The following is a 26,356-nucleotide window of genomic DNA, read 5'->3' on the forward strand; positions in this document are numbered from 1 at the left end:
GCTACGCTCATTCCTACCGTGGCATAAGGCACATTAATTTCCATTTGCCCTTTTCATAGAATGATTTCTTTCTAAATAGCGTCAATTTACTATAGCAAGGCTAATTTATTTGTTAGCCATAACTTCTAAAAATAGGTGTTAGGTAATATGAAATTTAAAACAAATCATTACCCGTGACACGGTTTCAGTTTATACCTACAAAAATCAGTTAATTAGCCCCTTCTTAAACAGGTTGGGGATATTTTATGCGTTGGCATCACAAAGGTAAATTAGTATTAACTAATATAATTTAGTTACAAATAGCTTCTAGATTGGGTTTCGTTCCTCAAACGCCACGCCTCAACCTACCACTCTCAATTTTCTATAGAGGTTTCTGAGCGGAAAGCATCATATGCGAACTCGTTAATTTTTCGCTTTTTCTAGCCTTGTAACTGTTATAAGTTTGGATATTTTCAAAGCCTGTTTTTTGAACAAAATACAACAACTCTGAAGGTTGAATTATGGCAAATTTACTAACTTCAACGATGTCAACTATTTCTTCAGGATTGTCGTTAAAAATGTTAAACATTTCTTCTTCTATATCATTGCTAAAGATATCTTCAGCAATGAAAATACTATTATGAAAGTCTATAGAGTGATTTACCACCAGTTGAATTTTTTTGCCGTTGACAGTTGTTGTTCTCTTAATTTGCGGTTTAAAATTTTTAAGAATCCACAAAAAATTAGCCATGGCCAGAAACATAATACCCCCAGGTTTCAGCGATTGAAATATTCGCTGTAAGGCATCAATTCTGTCTTCAAGCTTTAGCAAGTAGTAAAAAGGGCCATTAATGGCAGCAACAATATCGAATCTTTTTTCTGCATCAATATCACCAAAACCACCAGACTGTACGGATATGTTTTCCCAAGATTCTGCTACTTGAGTAGCTTGAAAAAAATAATCTGGATCGGGTTCCATCCCTGTTGTTTCCCAGCCTAATTTTGCAAACTCAGGCAACATTCTGCCTGGGCCACAACCGATATCTAGAATTCGTGGCGGATTTGATACATTATAGGAAACAGCTAACCATTGCAGAAACTCAACTATGGGAGCCGGATCTGTATAGTAGAAGGCTGAATATAAATTGCTTCTTAAATTACTCACAGACATCTTCTAAGAAATTGGATTGTGAACTGTAACCAGTTTTGTGCCATCAGGAAATGTTGCTTCCACCTGCACTTCATGCACCATTTCTGATACACCTTCCATCACATCTTCTCGCGTTAGCAGCGTTGTACCATAACTCATTAAATCTGCAACAGTGCGTCCATCTCTGGCACCTTCCAAAATTGCCGCAGAAATATAGGCAACAGCTTCTGGATAATTCAACTTTAAGCCTCTTTCCTTGCGGCGTTCTGCTAACAACGCCGCCGTAAAAATCAATAACTTGTCCTTTTCCTGTGGCGTGAGTTGCATTAATTCCCCTCAAACTCCTCTGCGTTCTCTATGCCTCTGTGGTTCGTTCAAATCTGCCAAACTCTAGGTATACAGGCAGGACGTTCGCTAAAAGATAGGCGCAGTAAATGCCAGATGTCTGTAAACCATTTTCGCACCTGGGCGGTAGAACTACCACGATAGCGACACAATAACCCAAGCGGTAACCGGGTGACACCCGCTTGGTAGGGTTGTCCTTGCCACAAGTTTCGCGCCTTTTCTACAATTTCCGATGACACCGATTGTCCCACCCAAGCGAGACTGGCGACAACTGGCTGCCCTGCCAAGCCGTGAGGACTGTTGAAGATTTCTTCGCTTGCGGGTAGCCAAAGCCGTTCGATCCAGAGGGGGTGTCCTTGCTGCCAGATTTCGGTATGCGATCGCCACTCTCCAGAGCAAAATCTTTCTCCCCTAGCACTGCGACCAAACCGCGTAATCTCCCAGCCAAGCCAGGTTGCTCCTAGAGCTAATTCTACTCTCAAGTCTTGTCGATAAATCGCGCCATCAAAAATAATAGTTTCCTGGGGTAGCCACTCCACGCCAGCACCAGCATTTACCTCAATTTCAATATTTTGTCTTGCCTGTAGTCCATTGCTGCGATAAATTTTACCTGCGGCTGCGGTGGTGATTAAGGTTCGTGCATTGTCTTCGAGGTGCAAGTTGATAGATAAGCGATCGCCTCCCACAACTCCCCCAGCTGTATGCAAAATCACACTATGACAAACCTGTTCTCCTTCAGGATAAAACGGTCGCTGCACCTTCAGGGGCGCTTGATGTTGAGAGTGGATTAGCTGGGTAGTACCTCCCCGCTGAGCGTACACTAAGTTAAGTTTGCCATGCCATCCAGCGTTCATTATTAATTGCTGATTGCTGATAGATTTAATATCATCAACTGTATTGTTTAATTTCCTGGGGTAACTCAATTACCACCTCTGTTCCCTGTCCTGGTTCAGAAATTATTTTAATTTTTCCTTGATGCTGTTCGATAATCTCATAGGAAACAGTTAATCCCAAACCTACGCCTTTGCCGACAGGTTTTGTTGTGAAGAATGGGTCAAACACCTTCGACTGAATTTTTAAAGGAATACCAGAACCGTTATCTTTGATTGTAATTAAGATTTGGTTCCTTTCCCCAACTTCCGTATTAATAGTAATTTGTTTATTAGGGTGGGGTTTGAGATTTTTTAATTCATCAATGGCATTGACGAGGATATTCATAAAGACCTGATTTAGCTGCGCCGGATAACATTCCACTAATGGCAAGTTACCGTATTGCTTAATTACTTCAATATTGAGACTGTCGCCTTCTATGCTGTCGCCTGAAGAATGCAAGCGATGCTGCAAAATCAGCAATGTGTTATCAATTCCCTCGTGAATATTAACGCGCTTGATACCGGATTGGTCGAGGCGGGAGAAGTTTTGCAAGCACTGGACAATCTCCCGAACTCGGTCAGCGCCTGACCTCATTGAACCTATTACTTTAGGCAGATCGGTGGTTAAAAAATCCAGATCAATTGCTTCTGTATGTTCTTTAATTTCCGGATCTGGGTAGCGTTTTTCGTATAGGTGTATGAGTTCAAGTAACTCTTCTGTGTAACCATTGACATAAACTAGGTTCGCGTAGATAAAATTAATAGGATTGTTAAACTCGTGAGCAATTCCCGCAACCAATTGACCTAAACCAGACATTTTTTCAGTTTGAATCAGTTGAGATTGCGCTCTTTTTAACTGCGATAAAGCTTGGCTTAATTGTTCAGCTTTGATAGTTAATTCCTTGTTAAGATGCTCTAGTCGATCCTGAGTTTGCTGCAATTGGTAATTCTTTTTCCAAAGCTCGTGCGTTCGCTTATGCACTCGGTCTTCTAATGTTTGACGCGCTTGCTCTAGTTCCTGAGTACGTTCTGCAACTCGATGCTCTAGGTTGTCAATTAGAGTTTTGAGCGCTTGGGCCATTTCTTGATAGGCATTAGCAAGTTGACTGAGTTCTCCACCTGCATGAATACCGGGAATTGGGGAACTCAAATCGCCAGCGGCTAGGGTTTTGCTACGTTCTGCTAGTTGGATAATCGGTTTGCCGATTTGTTTGTAAAGTAGATGCGCGATCGCTACTGAAAGCATAACAGCCAAACCCAACCCAACCGCGATCGCGCGGCTGAGATTGATGGATGCTTGATTAAAATACTTGGAGACAATCTGAATTTTGGCAATTGCTATAGGTTTATCTCCCGAAGTGATGGGAGCATAAATCGTATTCAAACCCGACCCCGGTTCAATTCGATAAACTGCTTCGCCTTTTTTAATTTGCGGTAACACCTGCGACTTTAAGTTAGTCGTTTCCCAAGAGTCGATGTTGGCTTGGGCATAGCTAGAAACCAGCGGCTTACCATCTAAAGAAATGATTTTTAGCTTAGTAGTTGGTTGGGAGAAATTGAGAAATTTACGCAACCAGGTTTCATCTAAATTCTGACCCAAAATCAAAGTTCCGGGTGATTTGCCTGTAGCGTCGCTGCGATAGATGGGCGCTACTGATAGCAGCAACATTTGATTCCATCTAGTATCAATCAATTCCGTCTCAAATTTGCCAGTTGTGGTTAAGGCTCTGACTCGTTCAACCACAGTAGGAATCCGCAAAGCGTCACCCCGCTCTCCCAAAACCTCTCCAGAACTACTAATCACTTCCACCGCATCTACATCGGTAGACAGCAGAAGTTGATCTGATACCTCTTTTTTGATCCAATTCCGATCTTTCTGTCTAATGGCATTAAACAGATCGCTCCAGAGCGCATAGCCTGAGGATAAATTTTGTAACCCTTTTTCAGTAGCAGCTGTGTATCCGCGAAAGGCTAATACTTGATCGTCGAGCCTGGTTTTCTCTAAGTCGATGAGCGGCTGCTGCACAAATCGCCACGCCACAGCACTCAGGAACATGACTGGCAGTAATGATGCTCCAAAGGTAAAAATTAGCAGCTTTGGTTTAAGCTTTTGCAGCCGCTGTAACATTTTCGATTTAACTGGGTGCCGCGTGATGTCGCACGAGGGGTAATATCTTTGAAGGCTTTCCACAGTTTAGCTTCTGTAGGGGTGAAGTGGTTATAGCATTTTAACGAACGATGGCGATCGCTTATTCCTCGATTGTGAACCATCTTGTTCTTCTATGCCATACTAGGTAAAATTTTTCACACAATACTTTTGAGTATCCGGATTTCCTAATACCAACTCAAGCTTTAGCCAAAAAATATTCTTATTAAGGTTTCAAAAATACCGGGACTATGGCTCCCTGGAAACTAACTTTAACCGAAAATTTTTCTATTAAACTATTTCCCTGCATACTAGCGGAAAAACAACCTTTTCTTTATATGTTTACTCAATTTCTTTACTTTTATTAATATAAAAAGTATAAAATACATTTGTATATTTTACTACAGCTAGCCCAAAAAATTTATTTTTAAATATTTCGTGTCAGCTTACCAGCTAAGCACTAATAAAAGTTGATGCAATACATAGTTTTATATTTTTTGTGCTTAAGAAAAAACACAAGTAGCACAAAAGATATCTGAAACATGATATAAGCTCCAAAATCGTTAACTCTCTCAGGTTAAACCCATACAAAATAAAAGGGAAAGACAATGCCTGAAGTTCTCTTCAAAGTAGACCTAAAAAAGCCATTTACAGAACAAGATATAGTTGGTCATAATCGGTGGCATCCGGATATTCCGGCAGTAGTTTCTGTTAATCCTGGTGATGTATTCCGCATAGAATGCAAAGACTGGACAGACGGACAAATTGGAAACAATGATAGTTCTGACGATGTTCGAAATGTAGATTTGTCAGTTGTTCATGTTTTGAGCGGGCCAATTCATGTTAATGGTGCTGAACCGGGAGATATTCTTGTAGTTGACCTGTTGGACGTGGGAACACTTCCCGATTACGAATGGGGTTTTACCGGTATTTTTGCCCGAGAAAACGGCGGCGGTTTCCTCACAGATCACTATCCAATAGCACAGAAAGCAATCTGGGATATTCAAGGAATTTATACAAAATCCCGCCATATTCCGGATGTGAAATTTGCCGGAATTCCGCACCCTGGTTTGATTGGTTGCGCCCCATCCCACGAACTGTTAGCGAAGTGGAACAAGCGAGAAGCTGAACTGGTAGCAAGTGGGGGCCCGGTTTGGAAACCGGCAATTCCTGCTTTGGCAGAATTGCCTAACCCGAAAAATGCCATTCTTGGATCGTTGAAAGGTGCAGAATATGACCGAGTGGCGAAAGAAGCAGCACGCACTGTTCCACCCCGCGAACATGGCGGAAACTGCGATATCAAAAATTTGTCAAAAGGTTCGCGGATTTACTTCCCGGTTTATGTTGAAGGCGCGAAACTTTCAATGGGAGATATTCACTTTTCCCAAGGTGACGGTGAAATCTCATTTTGTGGCGCAATTGAGATGGCTGGGTACATCGATCTTCATGTGGAATTAATTAAGGGTGGTGTAGAAAAGTACGCGCTGACTAACCCTATTTTTAAGCCGGGGCCAGTTGAACCTCGTTACTCAGAATATTTAGTATTTGAGGGAATTTCAGTTGACGAATTTACAGGCAAACAATACTACCTGGATGCTCACGTTGCTTATAGGCGGGCTTGTTTAAATGCTATTGAGTATTTCAAAAAGTTTGGTTACACGGGTGAACAGATTTATTTGTTGTTGGGTTCGGCACCCTGTGAAGGTCGAATTAGTAGGATTGTAGATATTCCAAATGCTTGTTGTACGATTGCGGTTCCAACGGCAATTTTTGAACGGAATGTTTTGCCAACTTAGTTGAAGGTTAGAAGATTGGAAGGTTGAAAGTTATAATTTTTAACCTTCAACTTTCAAGTCTGTTCTAATTGGCTAAAAATGTCTAATATGGAGATTATAAAGTTATGCCACTTTACGAATTTCGATGTGAAAGCTGCGGTGTTTTTGAGGCATGGTTGAAGATGAGTGAAACGCTTAATCCTAAGTTGTGTCCTACTTGCGATCGCATCTCCAAACGGGTTTACTCAGCACCTGGCCTGATTACAACACCTGCGGCTTTACGGCGGCGAGTAGAGCAAAGTGCAGAACCAACAATAGCGAAGCGATCGCAAGCAACAGAACCATCATCCTCTAAGTACCACAATCATCATCATGCACGCCCTTGGATGATAGGTCATTAATTTAGACAAAAGGCAAGCAGCTTAGTTAACTCTCAGTCGCTAATAGGCTTGATATTTGTGCGTGCATGAATGCAATGTCTGGATCGCGTTGAATGGCTTGATAGTAACGCTGCTCTCGGTCGCTTCCTTCTTCGGAAGGAGTAAGCAAGGAACTAGCTTCCTTTAACAGCTCGTCAGCTTTTTGTAATGTTATAGACTCTTTTGGACTCAAGGCTTCGTCAATCTTGACGATAAATTGAGAGAACGGACGCAGCCAGGTAAACCATTCATCTTCGAGAACAAGCCGAAGAAACTCCCCGTTTGACCGAATGCGTCCGTGAGACTGCTCGTAACCCTCACGTTCGGAGTCGAGTAGTCTCTTATGAAGGCGCAGTAGTGCAGCGCGTACCTCGCGCAGGCGTTGGAATCGAATATCGAGAGGAGGATGAGTTGAAGACATTGATCAGGTTTGCGATCGCTACTCTGTTGATCTTGGCATATAGGCGCTACTCATCTGCGGGATTTGCTTCGCAGGCGATCGCTCTGTACTAATTTTCCTACCAAACCAACAACCAGAATTGTGTCAGGGAAGCGATTGTTTAGCTGTGCTAGACAGTATTCCTCTTCAATTGACAGCCGAGCAAATTTTTGGCTGGTTGAGAATGAGAAGTTAATCAGGATGCGATCGCTTCTATCGAGATGGCGGGTAATTTTCTTGCAGTGCATTACCCGCCTTACGCCAGATTACAGAGTTTTAGACTCAAGCAGCTTGGTTAGACTGATTCAAGGCAGAACGCGCATTAAGCGACAGCATCACGCGGGAAACCCCTGTGGAGAGAACGCTTGCACCAACTAGCGTCCCAATCAGCCAAGACGCATTGAAGGGCCACTGGAACCAAATCATTGCACCCAGCACCAGCGTAATAATCCCGTCTGTCAGCACCCATGTCCAATTCTGTTGCGGACGCACCCGGAATGCCAGGATTAGGTTGAATACACCTTCTGTCAGCAAAAAGCTACCTAGCAACAGGGTCAGTGTCAGGACACCCGTTAAGGGGTAAAAGAATAGCATCACGCCTGTGGCAATGTAGAGGACGCTCAATAAGAGTTTCCAAATGAAAGCTCCTTGATCGCGGGTTTGAAATGCGTAGACTCCCTTGGCAACTCCTGCGCTAGATAGGATCAAAGCAATCCAAGTCTCAGCGACAATTGTCGATACGTTAGGCACAGCGATCGCAACTATCCCCAAAACAATCAAGAGAGCGCCAGTTAAGAGCGATCCATTAATATTTTTGTTCTTGTTGATGTCAGTAGAAACGTCGGTTGTCATAAAAATCTTTTTTCTATGCGTGAGTGGGCTATACCTTCACGCTAGAAAATTTCTCAAGAACCGGGTAGAGCCTTAAGGTAGACTACTCTGCTATATCAAGCTCTACCTGCTGATATATGCGATCGCATTTTTCCGTCAATTCATGGGAGCGATCGCATATATCAAAGTTGTAGTAACTCTTCAAACATCCAGTGGTTTCTGTATAACTCGATCTTTCCAGTACCCAGGTTCTCGACTACAGTGCATCACTGCCACAATTAGAATAAAATCCTGCTTAATATTGCTCTTGGAGCCGCCTTACTTCAGCCAATACTTCTTCCCCAGAAATTGCCTTAACTGCCTGCGCCACTTCGGATTTCGTCCCTACGATTTTTGGCTTCAGTTTTCCAAAGTGTTTGAATTGTTACGTCTACGTCAAATTTCTTAGATATAAATTATCTTAGTTAATCTTAGTTAAACGTCTTCTCGAAGAAAAGACTTAATGAATTTGGTTTGTAATCACAAAATGAGAGAATTTGATAAAAGCCAAACTTCTTGTATAAATTGATAGCCTCCGGTTGGTTACTTTCGGGAGGATAGACAGCCACCAAGTAATGGTCAAGCTCTGCCATCAGTTCGCACACAGCAAGCACAAGTTGGATTTTCAGGAGCAATCGCTAGCTAGGATTTATGACACAAAAATTTGTTGATTTGCACCGTAACAGGGCTAGGCATTGTCTACCCTATTTGCTACTACTGCAATATGTTCATTAGCGCAGGCAGATAAATATAGGGCTGAAGGACAGCAGGTTTCCATCCTGTAGCTTGCTGAATAAATCCGCCCTTATCAGCACGCTGAGAATCCCACAACTTATCTGCTACTGGAAGCGTAAGCCAATTCAACTGCTCACCTGTCATGGAGCTGACAGGCCAACTATAGAAAGTCAGGAAATCTTCGCTAAACACCTCTGCTGAGTGTTTGAACTGGAAAGGCATAGACTCGAACATAGCGTGTTCTTTGCACTTAACAAACCAGTAGATAGGGACTAAACCATTTGGGTATTTCTCTTGAACCTTTTTGACCCATTTTTTAAATAACTCGTGAGCGTCAATTTCTTCAGGGGTATAGTCATCACTAATCGGGTCAAAACTTGCCTCCCAGTACGCTATGATCGCACCGTCCCAAACATCGCCCCCTTTTAGATTACGAACTCTCCAATTACGATTTAGAGATGGCTCGTCACTTGTTTCTGTCATTTTTATTCTCTGCTTATTAAGTTAGTATATTGGGTTTATATGAATAAATGTAACAAGTCTCTTGATTATTGAGAGGCGAGTTTTTTTTCAACCCAATCACTCGATTATATCAACAAAAATCGCGCCTACACGTTAAATTTCTCGGTAATTGGCTTCATTACCTAATTCACATTTTTCCGTCTATTAAATGCCGAACTGCGGAAGTAACCTTCACCCACAGCACCGAAACGAGAACCAAGAGCAACAGATCCGTCTGTTACTGACATAAACCGAAATGTATTACCAGTCAATAGTATCCTTTTCAGATAATCTAGCTGTCCTATTCTGTGCAAAGCTGGCCGCGCCGTTACACTGCGAGAAATCTCTCAATCACATCTTGGCTCAATTCGCTAGTAGAACCAGAGGCAACAATGCCGCCTTTTTGCATTGCATAATAGCGATCTGCTTGGCGCACAAAATGCAAGTGTTGTTCTACTAATAAAACAGAAATTCCTGTAGATTTAACAATGCGGCGTACTGCTGCTTCTATCTCCAAAATGATAGATGGTTGGATGCCTTCGGTGGGTTCGTCTAATACGAGTAACTGCGGTTTTCCCATCAAAGCGCGTGCGATCGCTAGTTGTTGTTGTTGTCCTCCACTCAAGTCGCCACCCATCCGCGAAAGCATGGATTTTAAGACTGGAAAAAGGGCAAAGATTTCCTCTGGAATTTCTTGACTGCGTGCGCGATCGCGTCTAGCTTCCAAACCTAGCAACAGATTTTCCTTCACTGTCAAACGCGGGATAATTTCCCGTCCTTGGGGAACGTAGCCAATCCCCAGCTTTGCTCTTTGATCGGTCGAGTTAGCATTTATCAGATTACCTGCAAAAGTAATCGTGCCTGTGCGGGGCTTTATCAACCCCATAATTGTCTTGAGTAAAGTAGTTTTACCAACGCCATTGCGACCAATTAAACAAACCATTTCTCCCGCAGGTACGCTCAAATCTACATCCCAGAGAATATGGCTTTCACCGTAGTAAACATTTAAACCAGTAATTTGTAGCATTTGAATTTTTATTCAACATTAAGACACTAATTGCTGTCCCAAATAAACTTCAATTACGCGAGGATCATTCTGCACTTCCTCAATGGTTCCTTCACACAAGACTGAACCCTCGTGCAGTACCGTAACTTTACGGGCAATTTGGCGGACAAATTCCATATCATGCTCAATCACCAGAATAGAATGACTTTGAGCTAGAGCTAAAAGTAAATTACCAATATTTTCAGTTTCTTCATCAGTTAACCCAGCCACAGGTTCATCAACAAGCAACAAATCAGGAGATTGAGCGACTAACATCCCAATTTCCAGACGTTGCTTTTCTCCGTGAGAAAGTAACCCAGCAAGGATATCTGATTTAGCCGTCAAACCAATGGTTTCTAGCAACGCGATCGCTTTGCTCTGTTCAGCAGTAGAGGGACGGCTAAATAGGGTAAAGAGAGCATTTTTATTGCGGTTGCAAGCGATTTCTAAATTTTCGCGTGGTGTTAGATTCAAGTAAATGCGGGGGGTTTGGAATTTGCGACCAATTCCCAAACGGGCGATTTGATATTCTGAGAAAGCTTTGACATTTCTCCCCTTGAATAGCACTCGCCCTTCTGTCGGTTTTACCTTGCCAGTGATGACATCCAGAAATGTTGTTTTACCTGCACCATTGGGGCCAATTACCACTCGCAATTCTCCAACATCCATGTAGAAATTTAGGTGGTTTAGTGCTTTAAATCCATCAAAACTAACAGTTACATTTTCAGTTTCTAGTATTTTATTGTTCATATTTTTTAACGCAAATTGATGCAAAGGAAGGCGCAGAGGTTGACAGGGAATAAGCAATAACTTTGCATTTACCTCTGTTGTCCTTTGCGGTAAAAACTTTACTCATCATTCTGAGTGCTAATTTCCGCTTCCAGGCTAGGATATGTGGCGACTTGTTTACGGAATCCAAAGAGCGATCGCATTCTATCCAAACCTTGATATCGCAGCCAGCCAATCAAACCATCGGGAAGAACTGTCACCACAATTAGGAATAAGGCACCTTGGAAAAATAGCCAACTATCCGGATATTCTTCGCTCAAAAAACTCTTGCCAAAGTTTACCACCAGTGTTCCTAGGATTGCGCCTACCAAAGTTGCACGACCTCCCACTGCCACCCAAATTACCATTTCAATCGAAAAAGCAATATCCATCGTTTTCGGTGAAATCAAACCTGTTTGGATAGTGAATAAGGCACCAGCAATTCCCGCTAAAGCAGCGGAAATGGCAAATACAATCACTTTGTATCCAGTAGGGTTATAGCCAGAAAAACGCACGCGGCTTTCATCATCTCGAATAGCAATTAGCAAGCGTCCAAAACGATCTTTTGTCAACCAGCGACACAAAACGTAAGATGCCACTAAAAACAACACCGTGAGAGTGTAGAAAACAAACTGCGTTTTACTATCACTGACAGTTGCTCCCAAAATAGTTTTGAAGTTAGTTAAACCATTGGTGCCGTTAAACAGTTTTTGCTGCCCGTTGAAGAAGTTGAAAAAAACAATTGTTGCTGCTTGAGTTAAAATCGAAAAGTATACGCCGCGAATGCGGTTGCGAAATACCAAATATCCCAAAATTGCGGCTAATATAGCTGGAATTATTACTACAGCCAAAGCAGTCAAGCCAAACGAGTAAAACGGCTGCCAAAACCAAGGCAACTCTGTCACCCCATAGAGTGACATAAATTCTGGTAAACCGCCATTCAAAGGCGCTAATTGCAAGTGCATCCCCAAAGCGTAACCACCAAGGGCAAAAAACACCCCATGCCCCAAACTGAGCATACCAGTGTAGCCCCAGATTAAATCAATACCCAAAGCAGCGATCGCTAACGCCAGAAAACGCCCCAGCAAAGTGAGACGAAACCCAGAAAGAACCACTGGCATCACCAAGATTAAAATAAGAGCGATCGCTACGACCACCCCCACCTCTATTAATACTAACTGGCCTCCTTTCTTTCTCATTCTTCGCGTCCTTCGCGCCTTCGCGGTTTTTTAGATTTTCCTAAGCATCAACCGTGCGTCCCTTCTGGGGAAAAATTCCCCCCGGACGCACTTGAAGAAAAGCAATAATCAAAGCAAAAACCATCACCTTCGCCATACTTGTTGTAGCGAAAAATGAAAAGAAATCTGAAAGCGGTTTAATGGGAGCAAGCCACAGCGCCAGAGTATTAGAACCGATGAGATAGTTTGCCATACCGATAGCGATCGCAGCCACGATACTACCCACCAACTTACCAACACCGCCCACAACTACCACCATAAACGTATCGACAATATAATTCTGCCCAGTATTTGGCCCCACAGAACCCAGCAAACTAATCGCACAACCAGCAACACCAGCTAATCCCGAACCCAACGCAAAAGTCAGTGCATCCACTTTCTCTGTAGGAATTCCCAAACAAGCACTCATACTGCGATTTTGCGTCACTGCCCGAATTCTCAAACCCCAAGAAGAACGTTGTAAAAACAAGTAAATTCCGGCAATACAAAGAATTGTTAGCACGATAATAAAAAGTCGCGCATATTGCAGTTGAAAGCTACCTAACGGCAACCCACCTCGCAGCCAACTAGGAGCCGTTACATCAACATTTTGAGCGCCGAACCAAGCCTTAGTCACAGCCAGTTTATAAGTTTCCCCCAAAAGTTTACCTATTCTCGCAGCAATTTCCCACGAAACAGGTAACATTACCACTATTACCCAAGGGCGAATTCTTTCAAAATTTGCGCGACGAGACAGAATCTTCAAAGCGCCGAAAAACAAAATACAAAATACACTAATTTCAATTATCAGTACCCAGTTAACGCTGCGGACAAACTGTTGCAAAATCAGACTAACGCCCCATGTTGCCAGCAGTGTTTCCAGAGGTCGTCCGTAAAGATAACGAATCACCCCGCGTTCCAGAATTAAGCCCACAGCAGCTGCTACCAAAAAAGCCAAAATTAGGGCAAAAAAGATATAAAGTTCAAACCAAGGTTTCCCCAATATCTTGAAACCATTTTGCACAACATAAGTTGTGTATGCTCCCAGCATTATTAACTCGCCGTGAGCTAAGTTTATGACACCCATTAGCCCAAATACAATGGCTAAACCCAGCGCCGCAATTAGTAAAACAGCACCGATGCTAATCCCGTTAAATATGGCATCTAACACTACTTGCAGCACTAGCTTTCTCCCAATTAATTGATTTGCATCGCCTTTGTTGCAGCTTACCTTTTTACATAAGCAGGTGATAGGTATCTAACTTCACTTCTGGTAATTGGTAATAAAGAATCAGCCGACTATACCCATTACCAGCCTGAAAAACTTACAGCTATTTCCACCGCTGAATAGTTTTTCTTGGATGTACACCTACTACTTAAAGTTGCATTGCATATAGCCTATTGCATAAAGCATATTATTCCAGATGCAAATTTTAGCGGGTAATATATGCGACTAAACAATCGCCTATTCTCATGAAAAACGAGCGCAATTACTACCTATGCTTAAGTTTATTAGCTTTTTTAGCTGTCCTTTATCCTTTTACTGAAGACAATAGATAAGGACAAAGGACAACAAGCTAATAACTAGACAGGTTAGGCTTTATATTTGCCACCTTTTTTCAAATCAGTCCAGTCACAGGCATATCCCTTAGTTTCAGCGACAAACTGGTTCCAGGGAACAGGAGATACTGCTTTCGGTGTCTCGTAGACAATCTTAAATAGACCGTCATCCGCCACTTCACCAAGTCGCACAAACTTGGCTAAGTGATGGTTATTTTCCAGCGTCACTGTGCCTTGTGGAGCCTCGAAGGTTTGACCTACAGCAGCCTTTTTAACCGCTTCTATATCGTCAGCGTTTTTTGCTTTTTCAACAGCCTGCTTCCATAGATAAACAGCAATGTAAGCTGATTCCATCGGGTCATTTGTTACCCGGTCGTCTCCGTATTTTGCTTTAAAGGCTTCGACAAATTTTTTATTAGCAGGCGTGTCCACAGTTTGGAAATAATTCCAAGCAGCGTAATGACCTTTGAGATATTCTGTACCGATTGCTTTAACTTCTTCTTCGGCAATACTTACAGACATAACCGGATATTTATCTGGATTCAATCCTGCGCCTTGCATCTGCTTGAAGAAAGCGACGTTACTATCACCATTAAGAGTATTAAAAATTACTCCGCCATCTGGCAGTGCTGCTTTTATTTTGGTGATGATGGGGGTGACTTCTGTATTACCCAAAGGTAAGTAGTCTTCACCTGCTGTTTCGCCGCCTTTGGCTTTTAATTGCTCTTTAATGACGGTGTTGGCGGTGCGAGGAAAAACGTAGTCGGAACCTATGAGGAAGAATCTTTTACCTTTATTTTGCAACAACCAATCAACCGCAGGCTCGATTTGTTGATTTGGGGCAGCGCCAGTATAGAAGATATTATTAGAACACTCTTGTCCCTCGTATTGTACGGGATACCAGAGCATATGTTTTTTCTCTTCAAATACTGGCAGTACAGCTTTACGACTGGCAGAAGTCCAACACCCAAAAACGGTAACAACTTTATCTTGATCAATTAATTTTCTGGCTTTTTCTGCAAAAGTAGGCCAGTCAGAGGCACCATCTTCTTGAATAGGTTGAATTTGTTTGCCTAGTACGCCGCCAGCTTTATTAATCTCCTCAATTGCTAACATTTCAGCATCGACGACACTTTTTTCGCTAATTGCCATCGTGCCGCTGAGGGAGTGTAAAATCCCTACTTTGATGGTGTCTCCTCCACCAGCAGCAGCCACGGTAGTCGCGCCAGGAGAGGGAGAAGCAGCTGTTGGACTGCTGGGATTAGTGGTGGAAGTCCCACTGCAAGCCTTGAGAAGAATACTGGTTCCTAGAGTGGCAGAACCGTATAGAAGAAATTTACGTCGCCCTAATCGCTTTGCCATACCAATCCTGTACTCCTGGCTTCATCAGCCCAATGATAGAGAACATACACAGCTAAGGAGTGATATTAGAGCGATGGTCTAGGAAAACATTGTAGTCTTGGATACAAAATCCTGATTTTTAACAATCATTGAAGGGTAAGGTCAGGTTGCTGTTTGGGGAATTTCTCCCATATTCAAACGGATAAAGTTTAAAACAGCGTCTAATCCTTGCTGAGTCTTCAAATTTGTAAATATAAAGTGTTTTTCCCCGCGCATTCTCTTGGTGTCTCGTTCCATGATGCCCAAATCAGCTCCCACTAAAGGGGCAAGGTCAATTTTGTTAATTACCAGCAAATCTGACTTGGTGATGCCGGGGCCTCCTTTGCGGGGAATTTTGTCACCTGCTGCGACATCAATTACGTAAATTGTCAAGTCTACAAGTTCGGGACTAAAGGTTGCAGCTAAGTTGTCGCCGCCACTTTCTAAAAATACTAGGTCTAAATCTGGAAATCGCTGTTCCATCTGTTCGATGGCGGCTATGTTCATGGAAGCGTCTTCGCGGATGGCGGTATGGGGACAGCCGCCAGTTTCTACGCCGAGGATGCGATCGCTTTCCAATGCTTGACTTTTCACTAAAAACTGTGCATCTTCCTGGGTATAAATATCATTGGTGACGACAGCAATGTGGTATCTCTGCCGCATCGCCTTACACATCGCCTCAACTAAGGCAGTTTTTCCCGAACCCACTGGCCCTGCTACGCCAACCCGAAATGCACTCATGGGATTGCTAATCACTAATGGCTAATCTTACCAAAATAATGGGTTTAAAGCCCCGCACTTTCAAGGCGGTTTTTATTTATCTTAATGTTTTATCGGCAATATTGTGCGGTAAAATAACATCATGTTAGTTAGAGAAGCCAAGTTAAAAAACGGAACAAAAGAGCAATACTTAGCTCTTGATGATGCTATTCGTACCGCCCAGTTCATTAGAAACAAGGCAATCCGGTACTGGATGGATAACCAAGGTGTAAGTAAAGCCGATTTGTACTCACTGTGCAAAGATTTAGCCGCCAAGTTTCCTTTCGCCAAAAAGTTAAACTCAGCCGCCAGACAAGCCAGTGCGGAACGTGCTTGGGCTTCTATTTCTAACTTCTATTCCCGATGTAAAAAGGGCGAGAAAAAGAAAGGTTATCCCCAATTTAAAAAGCATTGCCGCTCTGTAGAATACAAAGTCTCCGGATGGAAGCTAGCCCAAGATTGTGAAAGTATTAACTTCACGGATGGCTTCGAGATTGGGACTTTATCTCTATACTGCAACAATGAAACAAAGATTGACCTTCACACCCTTAAGATTAACCGCGTGCGTGTTGTGCGTAGGGCAGATGGGTATTATGCTCAATTCTGCTTTGATGCTGACCGGAAAGAAGCAGGGGAATACACAGGCAATGTTGTCAGCTTGGATCTGGGGTTAAAATACTTCACTAAAGACCAGAACGATAATGCTGTTATCTATCCCCAGTTTTTGAGGAAGTCTGAGCGCCGACTAAAAGAAGCTCAAAGACGGTTAAGTAAAAAGTTTGTCCTCGGTGCAAAACCTCAATCAAACAACTACCATAAAGCACGACAACGACTAGGTAGAGTTCATCTTAAAACCTCTAGACAGCGTAAAGATTGGGCGATAAAGCTTGCCCGATGCGTAGTTCACTCAAACGATGTGATTGTCTATGAGGATTTGAAGATTGCCAACATGGTCAAGAATCATCGCTTGGCTAAATCAATTCAGGATGCTAGTTGGTATCAGTTCACTCAATGGTTAGACTACTACGGGAAAATCTGGGATAAAGCGGTAGTGGCAGTTTCACCCCACTATACATCTCAGGATTGCTCTAGTTGTGGCTGGAGAGTGAAAAAGTCATTAAGCACCAGAACTCATTCATGTCCCTCATGTAGTGTTGAGATATGCCGCGATACTAACGCGGCAATTAATATCCTCAAAAAGGGTATGGGGATTCTAGTAGCGCGTCAAGGCTAAAATGCTGGGTTGAACAAGTGTGGAAAAGGTTACATTTCAAGCTTTTTATCCCTCAGCAAACCTAGCAAATTAAGCTTGTCGCCCTACTAGGAAGGGCATGGGAAAACAGTACCTTTGGGCAAAAGGGATCTGCCTCGCAAGAGGGAAAGCCTGGGGAGAAGACCGCCTCTATTGCAGAAGGGAAACCTTCTACAGTAAGCGGATTTCTGTGAACCAGGAATTAGAATCCCCGACCGTTTACGGCGGGGAGTATGTCAACAAGGCAATTAGCTATTGCACACCTCAAACGCCACGCCCCGCGCAGAACTCTGGCTCCCGAAGCTACGATAGAACTCAATTGCCGTTAAGTCAGTGCCATTTACGTTAACTGCGAAATAGTCGCGTGTACTGGGTTTCGTGTGCCATACTCGCCAGCGCTAATCCCCAACCGCAACTACCGAGATCGTCATCCTCTAAAGCTAAAATTTCATTGGCAGCATCACGTATAGTGGGATGCAGTTCAAAGAGTAGCTGTTGCCCAGCGGTTTGTCCTAGAGGAATCAGTTTCACTCCAGACGCGATCGCATTCGTCGCCCAGCTGTGTAAATATCCCAACATTGCTTGCTTTAGCTCAATTTGCCACTGTTGCGCGGCGATACCGAAAGCGATCGCATAATTACAAGGATTTCCCACAGCATCGGCCATTAACTGCACCTGCGGCTGTAGTTCCAGAAATAATTTCAAAAGCGATCGCCCCATCTGCCAACTTTGCTCTCGCAATTCTTGGGTTTCTTTAGCAGCAGATAACCAAGCATTCCAGTAACTTAAAGCCGCTAAATCGCCAGCTTCTGCACCTCGATAGGCGCGGATTGCGATCGCCGCCTCCAACCGAATTGCCCCATAGCGCAGTTCCTGCTTTAGCCAGTCTCCCAGATGCCGATTATCAATTACACCAGCCTCAACTAGCGTTTCCAACCCTTCAGAATAGCTATAAGCACCCACTGGCAATGCTGGACTAGCAAGTTGTAACAGACACAGTAAATTGCTCATTGGGGATTGGGGATTGGGGATTGGGGATTGGGGATTCGGAAATTGAGGATTGGGAATTCGGAATTGGGGATTCGGGATAAGTCTTACCTAGTCCCTAGTTCCCAGTCCCTAATCCCCAGTCCCCAGCCCCCAGCCCCCAGCCCCTTGTTAATGCCCGTAAGCACCCGGTTCAGGTTGAAAAGGCGCAATTTCCTCTCGTACCTCGACCCCTAGATGTTCCAGCATTGCCTGCAAAACTGGGTCAGGAGATAGCCTTAAATAGGTGAGAGCAATTTCTATCGGTACGTGCCGATTCCCCAGATGATAAGCCGCACGCAGCAAATCTAGGGGCTGTTTAGCTGTCACCGTGAGAACTGGTTCCGGTTTAGCAGCAATTCTCACTACAACGTCGCAGGTTTCAGATTGGAGGAGATCGCGATCGCGTAGCACCGTCCCTCTAGGTAAACGCAGATACAAAGCTTCACCTGAAGGCGTTTCAAAGCGATAGCGGCTGCGGGTGCGCTCCTCGGCTGTCAGAGCCAGAGTAAAACTAACTTCTACATCAGGCTCGCCACTCAAGCGTTGCGTTATATTTAGCATCGCTTAAAAAGGTAAAGACAAAAGAAAGAGATCCTCAAAGATCGCCCTTAGTTAGATTGCAGACGAAGCATTTCATTTTGAATCCGTGTTTGTAGATCCTTATCGCTCTGCGCTGCAATGGTAACTTGGTTAAATCGTTCATTTGTCAGACCGTTGCTCTGGATAATCTTTTGCGACTGCTGACAGTAATTTCTGGCAATTGCCCTAGCATTTCGAGGCAGCGATTGCAAAGTAGTAGGTTTGCCGCAAATAATATTCGGAGGGCTGCCCACAAGTTTCTTAATGTCATTATAGGCAGATTGGCGACCAGGCTCCATCGCCAAGATAGCTCTGGCAACTTTAGTTACTTCCTCATTAGTAACATTAGAAGCTTGAGCGTATGCCACAGAATTAAACTCAACAGTATGGTAGCCTCCGGAGATACCCGGTGCGATTCCCAATAGCAGGCTTAGGGTGGCGAAAGTTCCCACACTCAGGCATTGGGATAAGACTCGATTCACGTAACGGCGGGAACAGAAGGAAGTCATCATGATCTAGTGCAGCCAAAAATAGGAAACTAAAGCAGTACGTGCATTACATTTTCTGAACTATTTTAAGGGTGAGAAGTTCCAGGTAAAGAGGAAGCATTTATAAATAATTTCCTAAATTTCACAGATGCACTTCCAGATGCCAGATTTAGGACGTGTTAGGGCAAAGCTGTAACGCACCTTTATGGAAAGATATTTTAAGGGTTTTGGTGCGTTACGTTTCACTGATACACCAGGCAGAGTTCTATAACTTTAGTTTGTAGAGTCGAGAGGGGATCTGCGCCTCGCTTTAGGCTAACTTCCAGATCCAGCAGTAAGGGTAATGTTAAACTAAGTTGCCGACTTGATAAGGGGTTGACTTCTTTTCGTAGAATGTAAACTCGATTTGGGTTGCCTATCTCTACCGCAGTAGCGATCGCTCTTTCATCTCGCTCCCCATCCTCTATCATAAGTTTGACCCATAACCAGGTGCGAAATTGACCAATCAAAGTAGCTACAATCTTCAAAGCTGGTTCATTGCGACCGATCAAGTCCGCAACCAAACCGGAAGCTTTAGCCGCATTTCCCTGAATAATTGCCTCTGCCAACTTCAAGCTATTATGGGTGGTTGATGTCACCAGAGCAGCAATAACATCGACATCAAGTGCTTTTGCTTCTGTCCCAGCATAGCAACTTAACTTTTCCAGCTCATTCCAAAGCTGCCTGGTATCATTTCCCACAGACTGTGCTAAAAGTTCGGCACCAGCCTGAGTCAGTTTTACCTCGACTTCTTGGGAAACTTGCCGCACTCTTTTTAGCAACTCTTCTGTTTTCCAGGGTGGAATGAGAGAAAATTCTCTAATCTCAGCATACTGTTGCAGCAACTTGGTGGATCTTAGACGACCATCAGGTTTAGTTCGCGTTGTCAATAATAATACTGACGACTCAGGAAGCACTGGTATAGTACGCTCCAACTCAGCCAGCAGGTCTTCAGAACATTGCTGGAATATAGTTGTATCAGTCAACCATACCAAACGCGAACCGGTGAGCATAGGAGGTGTCATCGCCTGATTCAGTCCGGTGATGGCAGCATTGGCTTGATCGGGGGAAATTTTGTCATAGTTAAAGCTAGCCCATTGCGGATCGACAAATCGATGTAAAAGGACATTAACGGCTTTTTCTAAGGCAAAATCATCTTCTCCCCAGTAAAGGTAAATTGGCATTACAGCATCTTTTAAAAGAGCGAGGATATCAAAATTGGACGAGAGTTATCAAATTTATTTAAATCGGGTAGCCCGACTACCGCTACCTGCTACCTACCAGTCCCAAGTACAACATATACAGGAGTCTCCGAAGTTTAAGCCTGACGAATCTGGCGAAAGACAGCCAGTGCCTTTCCCAGGCTATACCGTAATCACACCACCTTGGGGGGATGATTCGGTAAATTCTACGTTTTACGAAACCTTGAAGGTGTGCCAAGACCAACTATTGCAGCAGTTTGACTCCGGTTTCTTGGTACCAGTACCTCCGGCAAGCTTTCACTTAACTTTAGCGGATTTGATTTGGGACAGTGCTTACAGACACGCGAATCAGAAGCCAGCGTTTGAGGAACATTTGCGCTCTGCAATTGGTAAAATCTTTGAGCAGTCTAAGCCGTCAATCAGTTTAGGGCATCCTTTACGCTGGCAATTGCTGGGGTTGATAGTGATGCCTCGCGCGATCGCTGTGGGTTTACTACCCAAGGATGAGGAAACCTACGAAAGAATTTTGCAGTTTCGCCGCTGTATTTATCAAAATCCCGGTCTGATTGCTTTGAGGGTTGAACAGCAATACCGTTTTACTGCCCATATTACACTAGGATATTTTGGGAATATTTCACCCGATTTGGATCGCCAAGCTTTATGCAATAAGCTTTCGGAATTTAACGATCAATGGGTAGAAAATTACCAAGAACTCTTGGCACACCGCGCAGAACTGAGGAAGTTTGACGATATGACCCACTATTACCGCGGCCCTGACTGGCCTGTTTTAGAATTTTAAGTTGTCGGGGCGGGTTTTAAGATAACCTTAGCATTTGGCGACAGCAAATCTTCCTTAGACCCGCCCCTGAATGAGCCTTTTAAATCATCCTATTTTGGAGCAGAGTTTTGCAGTTATTGACCGAGAAATCGGCGAACATAACTTTAGCCCCGCTGAGTATGCCATTGTCCGGCGGGTGATTCACACTACAGCTGATTTTGAGTTTGCAACATTGATTCGATTTAGTCCTGGGGCAATTGAGAATGCGATCGCATCTCTCCAGCATCGTGTGCCTATTATCACAGACGTAGGCATGGTAAAACAGGGAGTTGCTGGCATGGTATCGAAAACTTTTGGCACCCCGCTAATTGCCGCAGTTGAAGAAGCACCCGTCCCACTTCCCGGTAAGACGCGCACCGAAACTGGTTTGATGCAATGCTTTGAGTTATTTCCCAACGCGATTTTTGCTATCGGGAATGCTCCCACCGCTTTGCTAGCGCTTTGTGCTGAGTTGCCAAAAGCACCAGTACAACCAGCTTTGGTAATCGGCGCACCTGTGGGCTTTATCTCCGTGCTAGAGTCAAAAGCGGCACTTGCTAACACCCCCGTACCCCAAATTCGCATCGAAGGTCGCAAGGGCGGCTCACCAGTCGCTGCTGCTATCGTTAATGCTCTGCTAATCTTAGCTTGGGAGGGTTATGAGAGTTAACGCACAGAGACGTGGAGAACGCAGGGGGAAGCAATATAGGCTCTGTGTTTCTTTTTTTAGCTTTTTCCTCCCCCCTTTTGAAGGGGGACATAGGGGATCGCCTTGTGCTTTTCTATGACTGTACACGTTGTCGGAATTGGCTTGGATGGCACAGCAGGACTAACAGAAACTGTGCGGCAGATTGTGAATCGGGCTACGCTGCTAATTGGAAGCGATCGCCACCTCTGTTACTTTCCCCATCATCCAGCCCAACGTTTGCTACTAGGAGATTTAAAAGCAGCAATTGACAAAATTCGCAATTGCTTGTATGGTGATTCAGAAATAATTGTGGTATTAGTCAGCGGCGATCCACTATTCTTTGGATTGGGACGGCTGCTACTTGTAGAACTTCCAGCAGAACAATTAACTTTTTACCCACATCTAAGTTCGATTCAACTGGCTTTCAATAAAATAAAAGTGCCTTGGCAGGATGCGCGGGTAATTAGCGCTCACGGGCGATCGCTTGACGAGTTAACTGTAGCACTGCAACAAGGCGTGGAGAAGATTGCGGTGCTGACAGATGGGACGAATACGCCAAATGCGATCGCACATCTGTTACTTGCCTTAGATTTACCCAGCAATTACCAATTCTGGGTATGTGAAAATCTCGGCGGTGTCGATGAACGGGTTGAGTCTTTCCCGATAGACAGCCTGCTGGATAAAACTTTTGCACCCCTGAATGTGGTGGTATTACTACGTGTAGAGGCGGATGAATTGCCTTTAAATTTAGAATCTTTGCCGATGCTGGGATTACCAGATCGGAGTTTTCTGAGTTTTAGCGATCGCCCTGGCTTGATGACTAAGCGCGAAGTGCGTATTCTCGTATTAGGAGAATTAGCACTACAGCCAAAACAAATTATCTGGGATATCGGTGCCGGAACTGGATCAGTTTCTATCGAAATTGCCCGATTGTTCCCCAGGTCTCGCGTGTATGCGATTGAGAAAACCTCTGCTGGCACCAGTTTAATCGAGAAAAATTGCGATCGCTTCCAAGTAGAAAACGTAATTTCTATTCATGGCGATGCACCAGAAGCTTTATCTCAACTTCCACCACCAAATCGCATCTTTATCGGTGGTAGCGGCGGCAATTTAACTGAAATTCTCGATACCTGTAATAATCAGCTAACTTCTAATGGTGTTTTGGTGCTGGCACTAGCAACTTTAGAACATCTTAATACAGCTTTGGATTGGCTTTCCCGTCACAGATGGGATTACCAGTTATTGCAAGTGCAGCTATCGCGTTCCGTACCTGTGGGAAACTTGACGCGGTTTTCGCCTCTTAATCCAGTGACGATTTTAACTGCAACTCATTGAAGGCGCGATCGCTCATCCAGAAACCACTTCATCCAAGACTTGCTGGAATTCTTCCACAGAACCAATAAGAATCGCCCTTGTGAAAAGCGTTTTCAGCACGGACGGATCGTTTATCCCGTTAATCCTCTCGACAATAGAGTTTGGCACTTCTGGAAACCGCGTTTCCAAGACTGCGATCGCATTCTCTCGTGCATTTTCCACCATCCCTTCCTGCTTTGCCAACCGCTCGATACTGGTTACGTAACGCATTCTATTCGCCTCCTCGTAACTTTTTACTACTGCTTTAAAACCTTGCGCCAACTCCTCTGGCAGCATCATCACCCAGTCGATAAACCGAAACAACTTTACGATATCTTCTCGGCTATACTCCCGTTCGTACAGCCTTCTGACCAGGCTTAGTTTCCACTCTAAACGACTCTGTGGGTTTCGGTGCGTCGCTTTAGTCTTTAAATGCGCCATCACAATTACAGCAAAGGGATTAGTGCTTTGTTCTAGACTTTCCCACTGCGCCTCGTAGTCCAAAAGTTTCGCTACGGGAAACTCTAAACTAACGCGACATCCCCCAAGTTGATAACCGTAGCTAGAAGGTCGCCAATTTTTCTCTTCGTCTGCCAAAATTGCTAAGCTGATGACTCGTTGTTTGTGGCGGTCATACAAGCGGTAATTGTATGTGTACATTCGTTCGGCAAACTTGCTGTCGTACTTACCTTGAACTTCTACATGAACCAATACCCAAGCTTCTTCGCCTCCTAGCAGCCAAACCTTTGCGACTTTATCTACCAAACGCCGCCCAATTTCTGCATCTGGTTCTAGCTGTTGCAGTTCTGTATCTAGAAATTCATAGGCTGGATCTCGCTGCCAGTCAATTTCGGCATAAACTAAGGGGAAAAAGAACTCCAAAAAGCTGGGAAAATATTCCTCTATGACTTCTTTCCAGGGACTATCGTAATCAGTATATTGCTCGGTCATAGGTTTTCAACTGCCGAAACTGAATTATAAACTGTGGCTGATTTGCGATCGCTTCCCCCAAAACTTCCTCTGATACCGATAATCTCAGGCTTTGTTTGCTCTAGACTATTTCAGCTTGTCGGTTCAGTTAAATAACACCCAGAGAAGGCCTCCAGTTCCCAATACGCACAAAATTCCCATCCCACCAGCTAAGGGTTTTTCTCCTAACCCAGTCATCCAAGCTGGAACTTTACCCGTGTAAGTAATCAACCCAACGGTATCCAAACTAGCTATAACCCAAATCCAACCCGCGTGTAGTCCCCAAGGCAAACCTAGACTACCACCATCACAAACACGAGCTAATACTAATACCATCCCCATCAGCCACAATCCCGGCAGCTGAGGCAGAGTTTCTTGCTGTTCCCAAACCAGATGTAGCAGAGCAAAAATTAAGCTAGAAATTACTGCCGCTACCCAAACTGAATAATCTTGCTGGAGGGAAGTAAGCAAAAATCCCCGAAAAATTAACTCTTCAATTCCACTTACCAATAATCCTATTAATAGTGTCGGTAGCAGGATAGATCCCACTACCGATCCAATTTTGGGCGACTGGATCTCTGCCTCTGGAGAACTTTGATCTTCTTCCCAGCGCCAATTTATCCAGCCCAAGGCTTTTTCGATGCCAAACACTACCACCAGGCTTAGCACAGCCAAGCCTAAGCCTTGTCCCAGTGAAACTAAAACTGAAGCTTTCCAATTCAAGCCGTAATCTGAAAAAGGCACCCCCTCCACCAAAGAAGCACCCCACACAATCAGTGGGGCAATTAAGTAAAGCGAAGCTAATAAAGGTAGCTTTTGCTCTACTGCCAATGGCTTAGGGGGCTGCCATTTCAGAAATTTTGCCAGAGGAATCGCCACTGGCAACCAAAGAACTAGCCAAACAAGGAAAAAAGCGATCGCTTTCCACACAGCGGCTGCCTCTGCAAGTAACGCCAGCAACCGCTCTATTTGGTCAAAAATAACCATTGTCAAGACAGCTTTCATTAGCACAAGCTTAACATCTTAACGAAAGCGAAAACACTGCCTTGTATACTTTCGGAGGGCGAGCATAAACCCACGCAGCTACTATGCAATAGCCCTCCGATGTATTAGCAAAACACTAGACAATCCTCTTTAAGGAAAGCCAGTTAATTTTCTTTCAGATGAAACAGCTTGTTTTGTCAAAAGCATCCCTAGACCAGTAACTATTACTGCCTAAGATTCATCCTCGTCCTCGTCTTCAGTATCTTCCTCCATATCTTCCGCTGCCCGGGTTTTATCGCCATCCACTTGAATTAAATGAATATGCTTGTAGCCCAGCTTAATTTCAAACTCATCACCAGGCTTTAATCCCATTGCCTCAGTGTAGGTTGCACCAATAACAATTTGACCGTTTTTGTGTACGCTTACACGATAGGTTGGTTCGCGTCCGCGACCATCTTTTGTTCCTTCTGGATCGAGAGGAACACCTTTAGCGCCCAAAACTGCGTCATAAAAGTCTGTTAAGTTGACACGAGTCTGGTTGTTCTTAGTCACGGTGTAATAGCCACAGCGTTTTGCTGTTTCTCGCCGTGGTAAGTTTGAAAGCTCTTTTACTTTTTGAAGCAGTGCTTTCCCTGTCAATGGAGATGTTGCGGTTTCAGTCATCGTCTTACAAAATACACTTCAATCTACAGTATAGTAAAGAGAGTCTTCTGCCAATATTTGAGTACATAAAAAATATATATTTAACTTACTCAGTCCAACAAACGATTTTTACAAGGTGAGTCCTCAAGTTCATGTCTCGGTGCAAAATTTGCTTGTTCGGTAACAGTTGAGGTTCTTACTACCACTTGTCAAGTCATTTAAGGAGCGACTAGAGACGAGAGACTAAAGACTCTATAATTTTATAAAGTCTAAAGTGTAAAGTATATTATTGCCGGAAATCTATCTTTGGGATGACAAAGCGGGGATTAATCTGTTTTGTCTTCATTGCTCTTG

The 26,356-nt window shown here is 43.9% G+C and carries 27 protein-coding genes and 2 pseudogenes; 6 read left to right on the forward strand and 23 right to left on the reverse strand.

What is annotated here, in order from left to right; translation table 11 throughout:
• Positions 1–361 precede the first annotated feature (361 nt).
• The 4 genes from H6F74_RS16595 to H6F74_RS16610 are packed head-to-tail and all read right to left on the reverse strand — an operon-like array spanning position 362 to position 4,474.
• Positions 362–1,144: a class I SAM-dependent methyltransferase gene (locus H6F74_RS16595; RefSeq protein ID WP_206756326.1), complete on the reverse strand. Its 783-nt coding sequence runs from the start codon at positions 1,142–1,144 to the stop codon at positions 362–364.
• Between the two features lie 9 nt (positions 1,145–1,153).
• Complete coding sequence (gene ureA, locus H6F74_RS16600; protein WP_190443021.1) at positions 1,154–1,456, reverse strand: urease subunit gamma; 303 nt, start codon at positions 1,454–1,456, stop codon at positions 1,154–1,156.
• Positions 1,457–1,503: 47 nt separating this feature from the next.
• Positions 1,504–2,328, reverse strand: coding sequence for an urease accessory protein UreD (locus H6F74_RS16605; protein ID WP_190443023.1), 825 nt, complete (start codon positions 2,326–2,328; stop codon positions 1,504–1,506).
• A 34-nt stretch (positions 2,329–2,362) separates the two neighbouring features.
• Positions 2,363–4,474: an ATP-binding protein gene (locus tag H6F74_RS16610; RefSeq protein ID WP_199301304.1), complete on the reverse strand. Its 2,112-nt coding sequence runs from the start codon at positions 4,472–4,474 to the stop codon at positions 2,363–2,365.
• A gap of 626 nt (positions 4,475–5,100) precedes the next feature.
• Here H6F74_RS16610 and fmdA point away from each other — a divergent pair.
• Both fmdA and H6F74_RS16620 read left to right on the forward strand, forming a co-directional pair.
• Entirely contained in the window at positions 5,101–6,288 is a 1,188-nt protein-coding gene (fmdA, locus tag H6F74_RS16615) for a formamidase (protein ID WP_190443025.1), read from the forward strand.
• A gap of 104 nt (positions 6,289–6,392) precedes the next feature.
• The gene (locus H6F74_RS16620) at positions 6,393–6,668 is read left to right on the forward strand and encodes a zinc ribbon domain-containing protein (RefSeq protein WP_190443027.1); all 276 of its coding nucleotides are present in this window, start codon (positions 6,393–6,395) and stop codon (positions 6,666–6,668) included.
• 25 nt (positions 6,669–6,693) lie between these two features.
• On the opposite strand, the gene H6F74_RS16625 is transcribed toward H6F74_RS16620, so the two are convergent.
• The 12 genes and pseudogenes from H6F74_RS16625 to ureG all read right to left on the reverse strand — a co-directional run bounded on the left by H6F74_RS16625 (position 6,694) and on the right by ureG (position 15,942).
• On the reverse strand, positions 6,694–7,107 hold the full coding sequence (locus H6F74_RS16625) for a hypothetical protein (RefSeq protein WP_190443030.1): 414 nt from the start codon (positions 7,105–7,107) through the stop codon (positions 6,694–6,696).
• Between the two features lie 50 nt (positions 7,108–7,157).
• Positions 7,158–7,373, reverse strand: coding sequence for a hypothetical protein (locus H6F74_RS16630; protein WP_190443032.1), 216 nt, complete (start codon positions 7,371–7,373; stop codon positions 7,158–7,160).
• Between the two features lie 34 nt (positions 7,374–7,407).
• Positions 7,408–7,977 carry an HdeD family acid-resistance protein gene (locus H6F74_RS16635; protein WP_190443034.1) on the reverse strand — a complete coding sequence of 190 codons (570 nt, stop codon included), beginning with the start codon at positions 7,975–7,977 and terminating at the stop codon, positions 7,408–7,410.
• Positions 7,978–8,157: 180 nt separating this feature from the next.
• Positions 8,158–8,256 (reverse strand): annotated as a pseudogene (locus H6F74_RS31080) (type II toxin-antitoxin system RelE/ParE family toxin); the annotation flags it as partial.
• Positions 8,252–8,405: pseudogene (locus H6F74_RS31085) on the reverse strand (addiction module protein); the annotation flags it as partial. The pseudogenes H6F74_RS31080 and H6F74_RS31085, both read right to left, overlap by 5 nt.
• A gap of 304 nt (positions 8,406–8,709) precedes the next feature.
• The gene (locus tag H6F74_RS16640) at positions 8,710–9,213 is read right to left on the reverse strand and encodes a hypothetical protein (protein WP_190443035.1); all 504 of its coding nucleotides are present in this window, start codon (positions 9,211–9,213) and stop codon (positions 8,710–8,712) included.
• A gap of 346 nt (positions 9,214–9,559) precedes the next feature.
• Positions 9,560–10,258 (reverse strand): urea ABC transporter ATP-binding subunit UrtE, encoded by a 699-nt coding sequence (gene urtE / locus H6F74_RS16645; RefSeq protein ID WP_190443037.1) that lies wholly within the window; start codon positions 10,256–10,258, stop codon positions 9,560–9,562.
• Between the two features lie 18 nt (positions 10,259–10,276).
• Positions 10,277–11,026 carry an urea ABC transporter ATP-binding protein UrtD gene (gene urtD / locus H6F74_RS16650; protein WP_190443039.1) on the reverse strand — a complete coding sequence of 250 codons (750 nt, stop codon included), beginning with the start codon at positions 11,024–11,026 and terminating at the stop codon, positions 10,277–10,279.
• Positions 11,027–11,124: 98 nt separating this feature from the next.
• Complete coding sequence (gene urtC, locus H6F74_RS16655) at positions 11,125–12,243, reverse strand: urea ABC transporter permease subunit UrtC (RefSeq protein WP_190443040.1); 1,119 nt, start codon at positions 12,241–12,243, stop codon at positions 11,125–11,127.
• A gap of 40 nt (positions 12,244–12,283) precedes the next feature.
• Positions 12,284–13,444: an urea ABC transporter permease subunit UrtB gene (urtB, locus tag H6F74_RS16660; protein ID WP_190443042.1), complete on the reverse strand. Its 1,161-nt coding sequence runs from the start codon at positions 13,442–13,444 to the stop codon at positions 12,284–12,286.
• A 410-nt stretch (positions 13,445–13,854) separates the two neighbouring features.
• Positions 13,855–15,183, reverse strand: coding sequence for an urea ABC transporter substrate-binding protein (urtA, locus tag H6F74_RS16665; protein WP_190443044.1), 1,329 nt, complete (start codon positions 15,181–15,183; stop codon positions 13,855–13,857).
• 141 nt (positions 15,184–15,324) lie between these two features.
• On the reverse strand, positions 15,325–15,942 hold the full coding sequence (ureG, locus tag H6F74_RS16670) for an urease accessory protein UreG (RefSeq protein WP_190443046.1): 618 nt from the start codon (positions 15,940–15,942) through the stop codon (positions 15,325–15,327).
• Positions 15,943–16,063: 121 nt separating this feature from the next.
• Between ureG and H6F74_RS16675 the strand changes: the two genes are divergently transcribed.
• Entirely contained in the window at positions 16,064–17,194 is a 1,131-nt protein-coding gene (locus tag H6F74_RS16675; RefSeq protein WP_242022150.1) for a transposase, read from the forward strand.
• Positions 17,195–17,557: 363 nt separating this feature from the next.
• Here H6F74_RS16675 and H6F74_RS16680 read toward each other — a convergent pair whose 3' ends face one another.
• From H6F74_RS16680 to holA, 4 genes are all read right to left on the reverse strand, one after another.
• The gene (locus H6F74_RS16680) at positions 17,558–18,223 is read right to left on the reverse strand and encodes an urease accessory protein UreF (protein ID WP_190443048.1); all 666 of its coding nucleotides are present in this window, start codon (positions 18,221–18,223) and stop codon (positions 17,558–17,560) included.
• A gap of 147 nt (positions 18,224–18,370) precedes the next feature.
• Positions 18,371–18,802, reverse strand: a complete 432-nt coding sequence (ureE, locus tag H6F74_RS16685) for an urease accessory protein UreE (protein WP_190443050.1) — start codon at positions 18,800–18,802, stop codon at positions 18,371–18,373.
• 47 nt (positions 18,803–18,849) lie between these two features.
• Positions 18,850–19,332 (reverse strand): DUF4168 domain-containing protein, encoded by a 483-nt coding sequence (locus tag H6F74_RS16690; RefSeq protein WP_190443052.1) that lies wholly within the window; start codon positions 19,330–19,332, stop codon positions 18,850–18,852.
• Positions 19,333–19,550: 218 nt separating this feature from the next.
• Positions 19,551–20,531, reverse strand: a complete 981-nt coding sequence (holA, locus tag H6F74_RS16695) for a DNA polymerase III subunit delta (protein ID WP_190443054.1) — start codon at positions 20,529–20,531, stop codon at positions 19,551–19,553.
• A gap of 34 nt (positions 20,532–20,565) precedes the next feature.
• On the opposite strand from holA, the gene H6F74_RS16700 reads away from it, so the two are divergent.
• The 3 genes from H6F74_RS16700 to cbiE all read left to right on the forward strand — a co-directional run bounded on the left by H6F74_RS16700 (position 20,566) and on the right by cbiE (position 23,389).
• Positions 20,566–21,348 (forward strand): DUF1868 domain-containing protein, encoded by a 783-nt coding sequence (locus H6F74_RS16700; RefSeq protein WP_190443056.1) that lies wholly within the window; start codon positions 20,566–20,568, stop codon positions 21,346–21,348.
• A gap of 70 nt (positions 21,349–21,418) precedes the next feature.
• A complete protein-coding gene (locus H6F74_RS16705) occupies positions 21,419–22,036 on the forward strand; it encodes a cobalt-precorrin-8X methylmutase (RefSeq protein ID WP_190443058.1) in 618 nt (205 codons plus the stop codon).
• Between the two features lie 114 nt (positions 22,037–22,150).
• Positions 22,151–23,389, forward strand: coding sequence for a precorrin-6y C5,15-methyltransferase (decarboxylating) subunit CbiE (gene cbiE / locus H6F74_RS16710; protein ID WP_190443059.1), 1,239 nt, complete (start codon positions 22,151–22,153; stop codon positions 23,387–23,389).
• Between the two features lie 12 nt (positions 23,390–23,401).
• Here the strand turns inward: cbiE and H6F74_RS16715 are convergent, their stop codons facing one another.
• The 3 genes from H6F74_RS16715 to H6F74_RS16725 form a co-directional block, all read right to left on the reverse strand.
• Complete coding sequence (locus H6F74_RS16715) at positions 23,402–24,358, reverse strand: transposase (RefSeq protein ID WP_190443061.1); 957 nt, start codon at positions 24,356–24,358, stop codon at positions 23,402–23,404.
• A 123-nt stretch (positions 24,359–24,481) separates the two neighbouring features.
• A complete protein-coding gene (locus H6F74_RS16720) occupies positions 24,482–25,381 on the reverse strand; it encodes a type II CAAX endopeptidase family protein (protein WP_199301306.1) in 900 nt (299 codons plus the stop codon).
• A 210-nt stretch (positions 25,382–25,591) separates the two neighbouring features.
• Positions 25,592–26,023 (reverse strand): AbrB family transcriptional regulator, encoded by a 432-nt coding sequence (locus H6F74_RS16725; RefSeq protein ID WP_190443063.1) that lies wholly within the window; start codon positions 26,021–26,023, stop codon positions 25,592–25,594.
• Positions 26,024–26,356: the final 333 nt, after the last annotated feature.

It is taken from the genome of Trichocoleus sp. FACHB-90, from assembly GCF_014695505.1.
GTDB lineage: Bacteria > Cyanobacteriota > Cyanobacteriia > Cyanobacteriales > FACHB-T130 > Funiculus > Funiculus sociatus.

Bases quoted from the DNA above. Each gene is read 5' to 3' on its own strand.
- H6F74_RS16625 (WP_190443030.1), bottom strand. From the start codon at position 7,107: ATGTCTTCAACTCATCCTCCTCTCGATATTCGATTCCAACGCCTGCGC.
- H6F74_RS16680 (WP_190443048.1), bottom strand. From the start codon at position 18,223: ATGAGCAATTTACTGTGTCTGTTACAACTTGCTAGTCCAGCATTGCCA.
- urtC (WP_190443040.1), bottom strand. From the start codon at position 12,243: ATGAGAAAGAAAGGAGGCCAGTTAGTATTAATAGAGGTGGGGGTGGTC.
- ureG (WP_190443046.1), bottom strand. From the start codon at position 15,942: ATGAGTGCATTTCGGGTTGGCGTAGCAGGGCCAGTGGGTTCGGGAAAA.
- urtA (WP_190443044.1), bottom strand. From the start codon at position 15,183: ATGGCAAAGCGATTAGGGCGACGTAAATTTCTTCTATACGGTTCTGCC.
- H6F74_RS16690 (WP_190443052.1), bottom strand. From the start codon at position 19,332: ATGATGACTTCCTTCTGTTCCCGCCGTTACGTGAATCGAGTCTTATCC.
- H6F74_RS16725 (WP_190443063.1), bottom strand. From the start codon at position 26,023: ATGACTGAAACCGCAACATCTCCATTGACAGGGAAAGCACTGCTTCAA.
- urtE (WP_190443037.1), bottom strand. From the start codon at position 10,258: ATGCTACAAATTACTGGTTTAAATGTTTACTACGGTGAAAGCCATATT.
- H6F74_RS16605 (WP_190443023.1), bottom strand. From the start codon at position 2,328: ATGAACGCTGGATGGCATGGCAAACTTAACTTAGTGTACGCTCAGCGG.
- fmdA (WP_190443025.1), top strand. From the start codon at position 5,101: ATGCCTGAAGTTCTCTTCAAAGTAGACCTAAAAAAGCCATTTACAGAA.
- H6F74_RS16635 (WP_190443034.1), bottom strand. From the start codon at position 7,977: ATGACAACCGACGTTTCTACTGACATCAACAAGAACAAAAATATTAAT.
- H6F74_RS16715 (WP_190443061.1), bottom strand. From the start codon at position 24,358: ATGACCGAGCAATATACTGATTACGATAGTCCCTGGAAAGAAGTCATA.
- ureA (WP_190443021.1), bottom strand. From the start codon at position 1,456: ATGCAACTCACGCCACAGGAAAAGGACAAGTTATTGATTTTTACGGCG.
- H6F74_RS16675 (WP_242022150.1), top strand. From the start codon at position 16,064: ATGTTAGTTAGAGAAGCCAAGTTAAAAAACGGAACAAAAGAGCAATAC.
- H6F74_RS16720 (WP_199301306.1), bottom strand. From the start codon at position 25,381: ATGAAAGCTGTCTTGACAATGGTTATTTTTGACCAAATAGAGCGGTTG.
- holA (WP_190443054.1), bottom strand. From the start codon at position 20,531: ATGCCAATTTACCTTTACTGGGGAGAAGATGATTTTGCCTTAGAAAAA.
- ureE (WP_190443050.1), bottom strand. From the start codon at position 18,802: ATGCTAAATATAACGCAACGCTTGAGTGGCGAGCCTGATGTAGAAGTT.
- H6F74_RS16610 (WP_199301304.1), bottom strand. From the start codon at position 4,474: ATGTTACAGCGGCTGCAAAAGCTTAAACCAAAGCTGCTAATTTTTACC.
- H6F74_RS16640 (WP_190443035.1), bottom strand. From the start codon at position 9,213: ATGACAGAAACAAGTGACGAGCCATCTCTAAATCGTAATTGGAGAGTT.
- urtD (WP_190443039.1), bottom strand. From the start codon at position 11,026: ATGAACAATAAAATACTAGAAACTGAAAATGTAACTGTTAGTTTTGAT.
- cbiE (WP_190443059.1), top strand. From the start codon at position 22,151: ATGACTGTACACGTTGTCGGAATTGGCTTGGATGGCACAGCAGGACTA.
- H6F74_RS16630 (WP_190443032.1), bottom strand. From the start codon at position 7,373: ATGCACTGCAAGAAAATTACCCGCCATCTCGATAGAAGCGATCGCATC.
- H6F74_RS16620 (WP_190443027.1), top strand. From the start codon at position 6,393: ATGCCACTTTACGAATTTCGATGTGAAAGCTGCGGTGTTTTTGAGGCA.
- H6F74_RS16705 (WP_190443058.1), top strand. From the start codon at position 21,419: ATGAGCCTTTTAAATCATCCTATTTTGGAGCAGAGTTTTGCAGTTATT.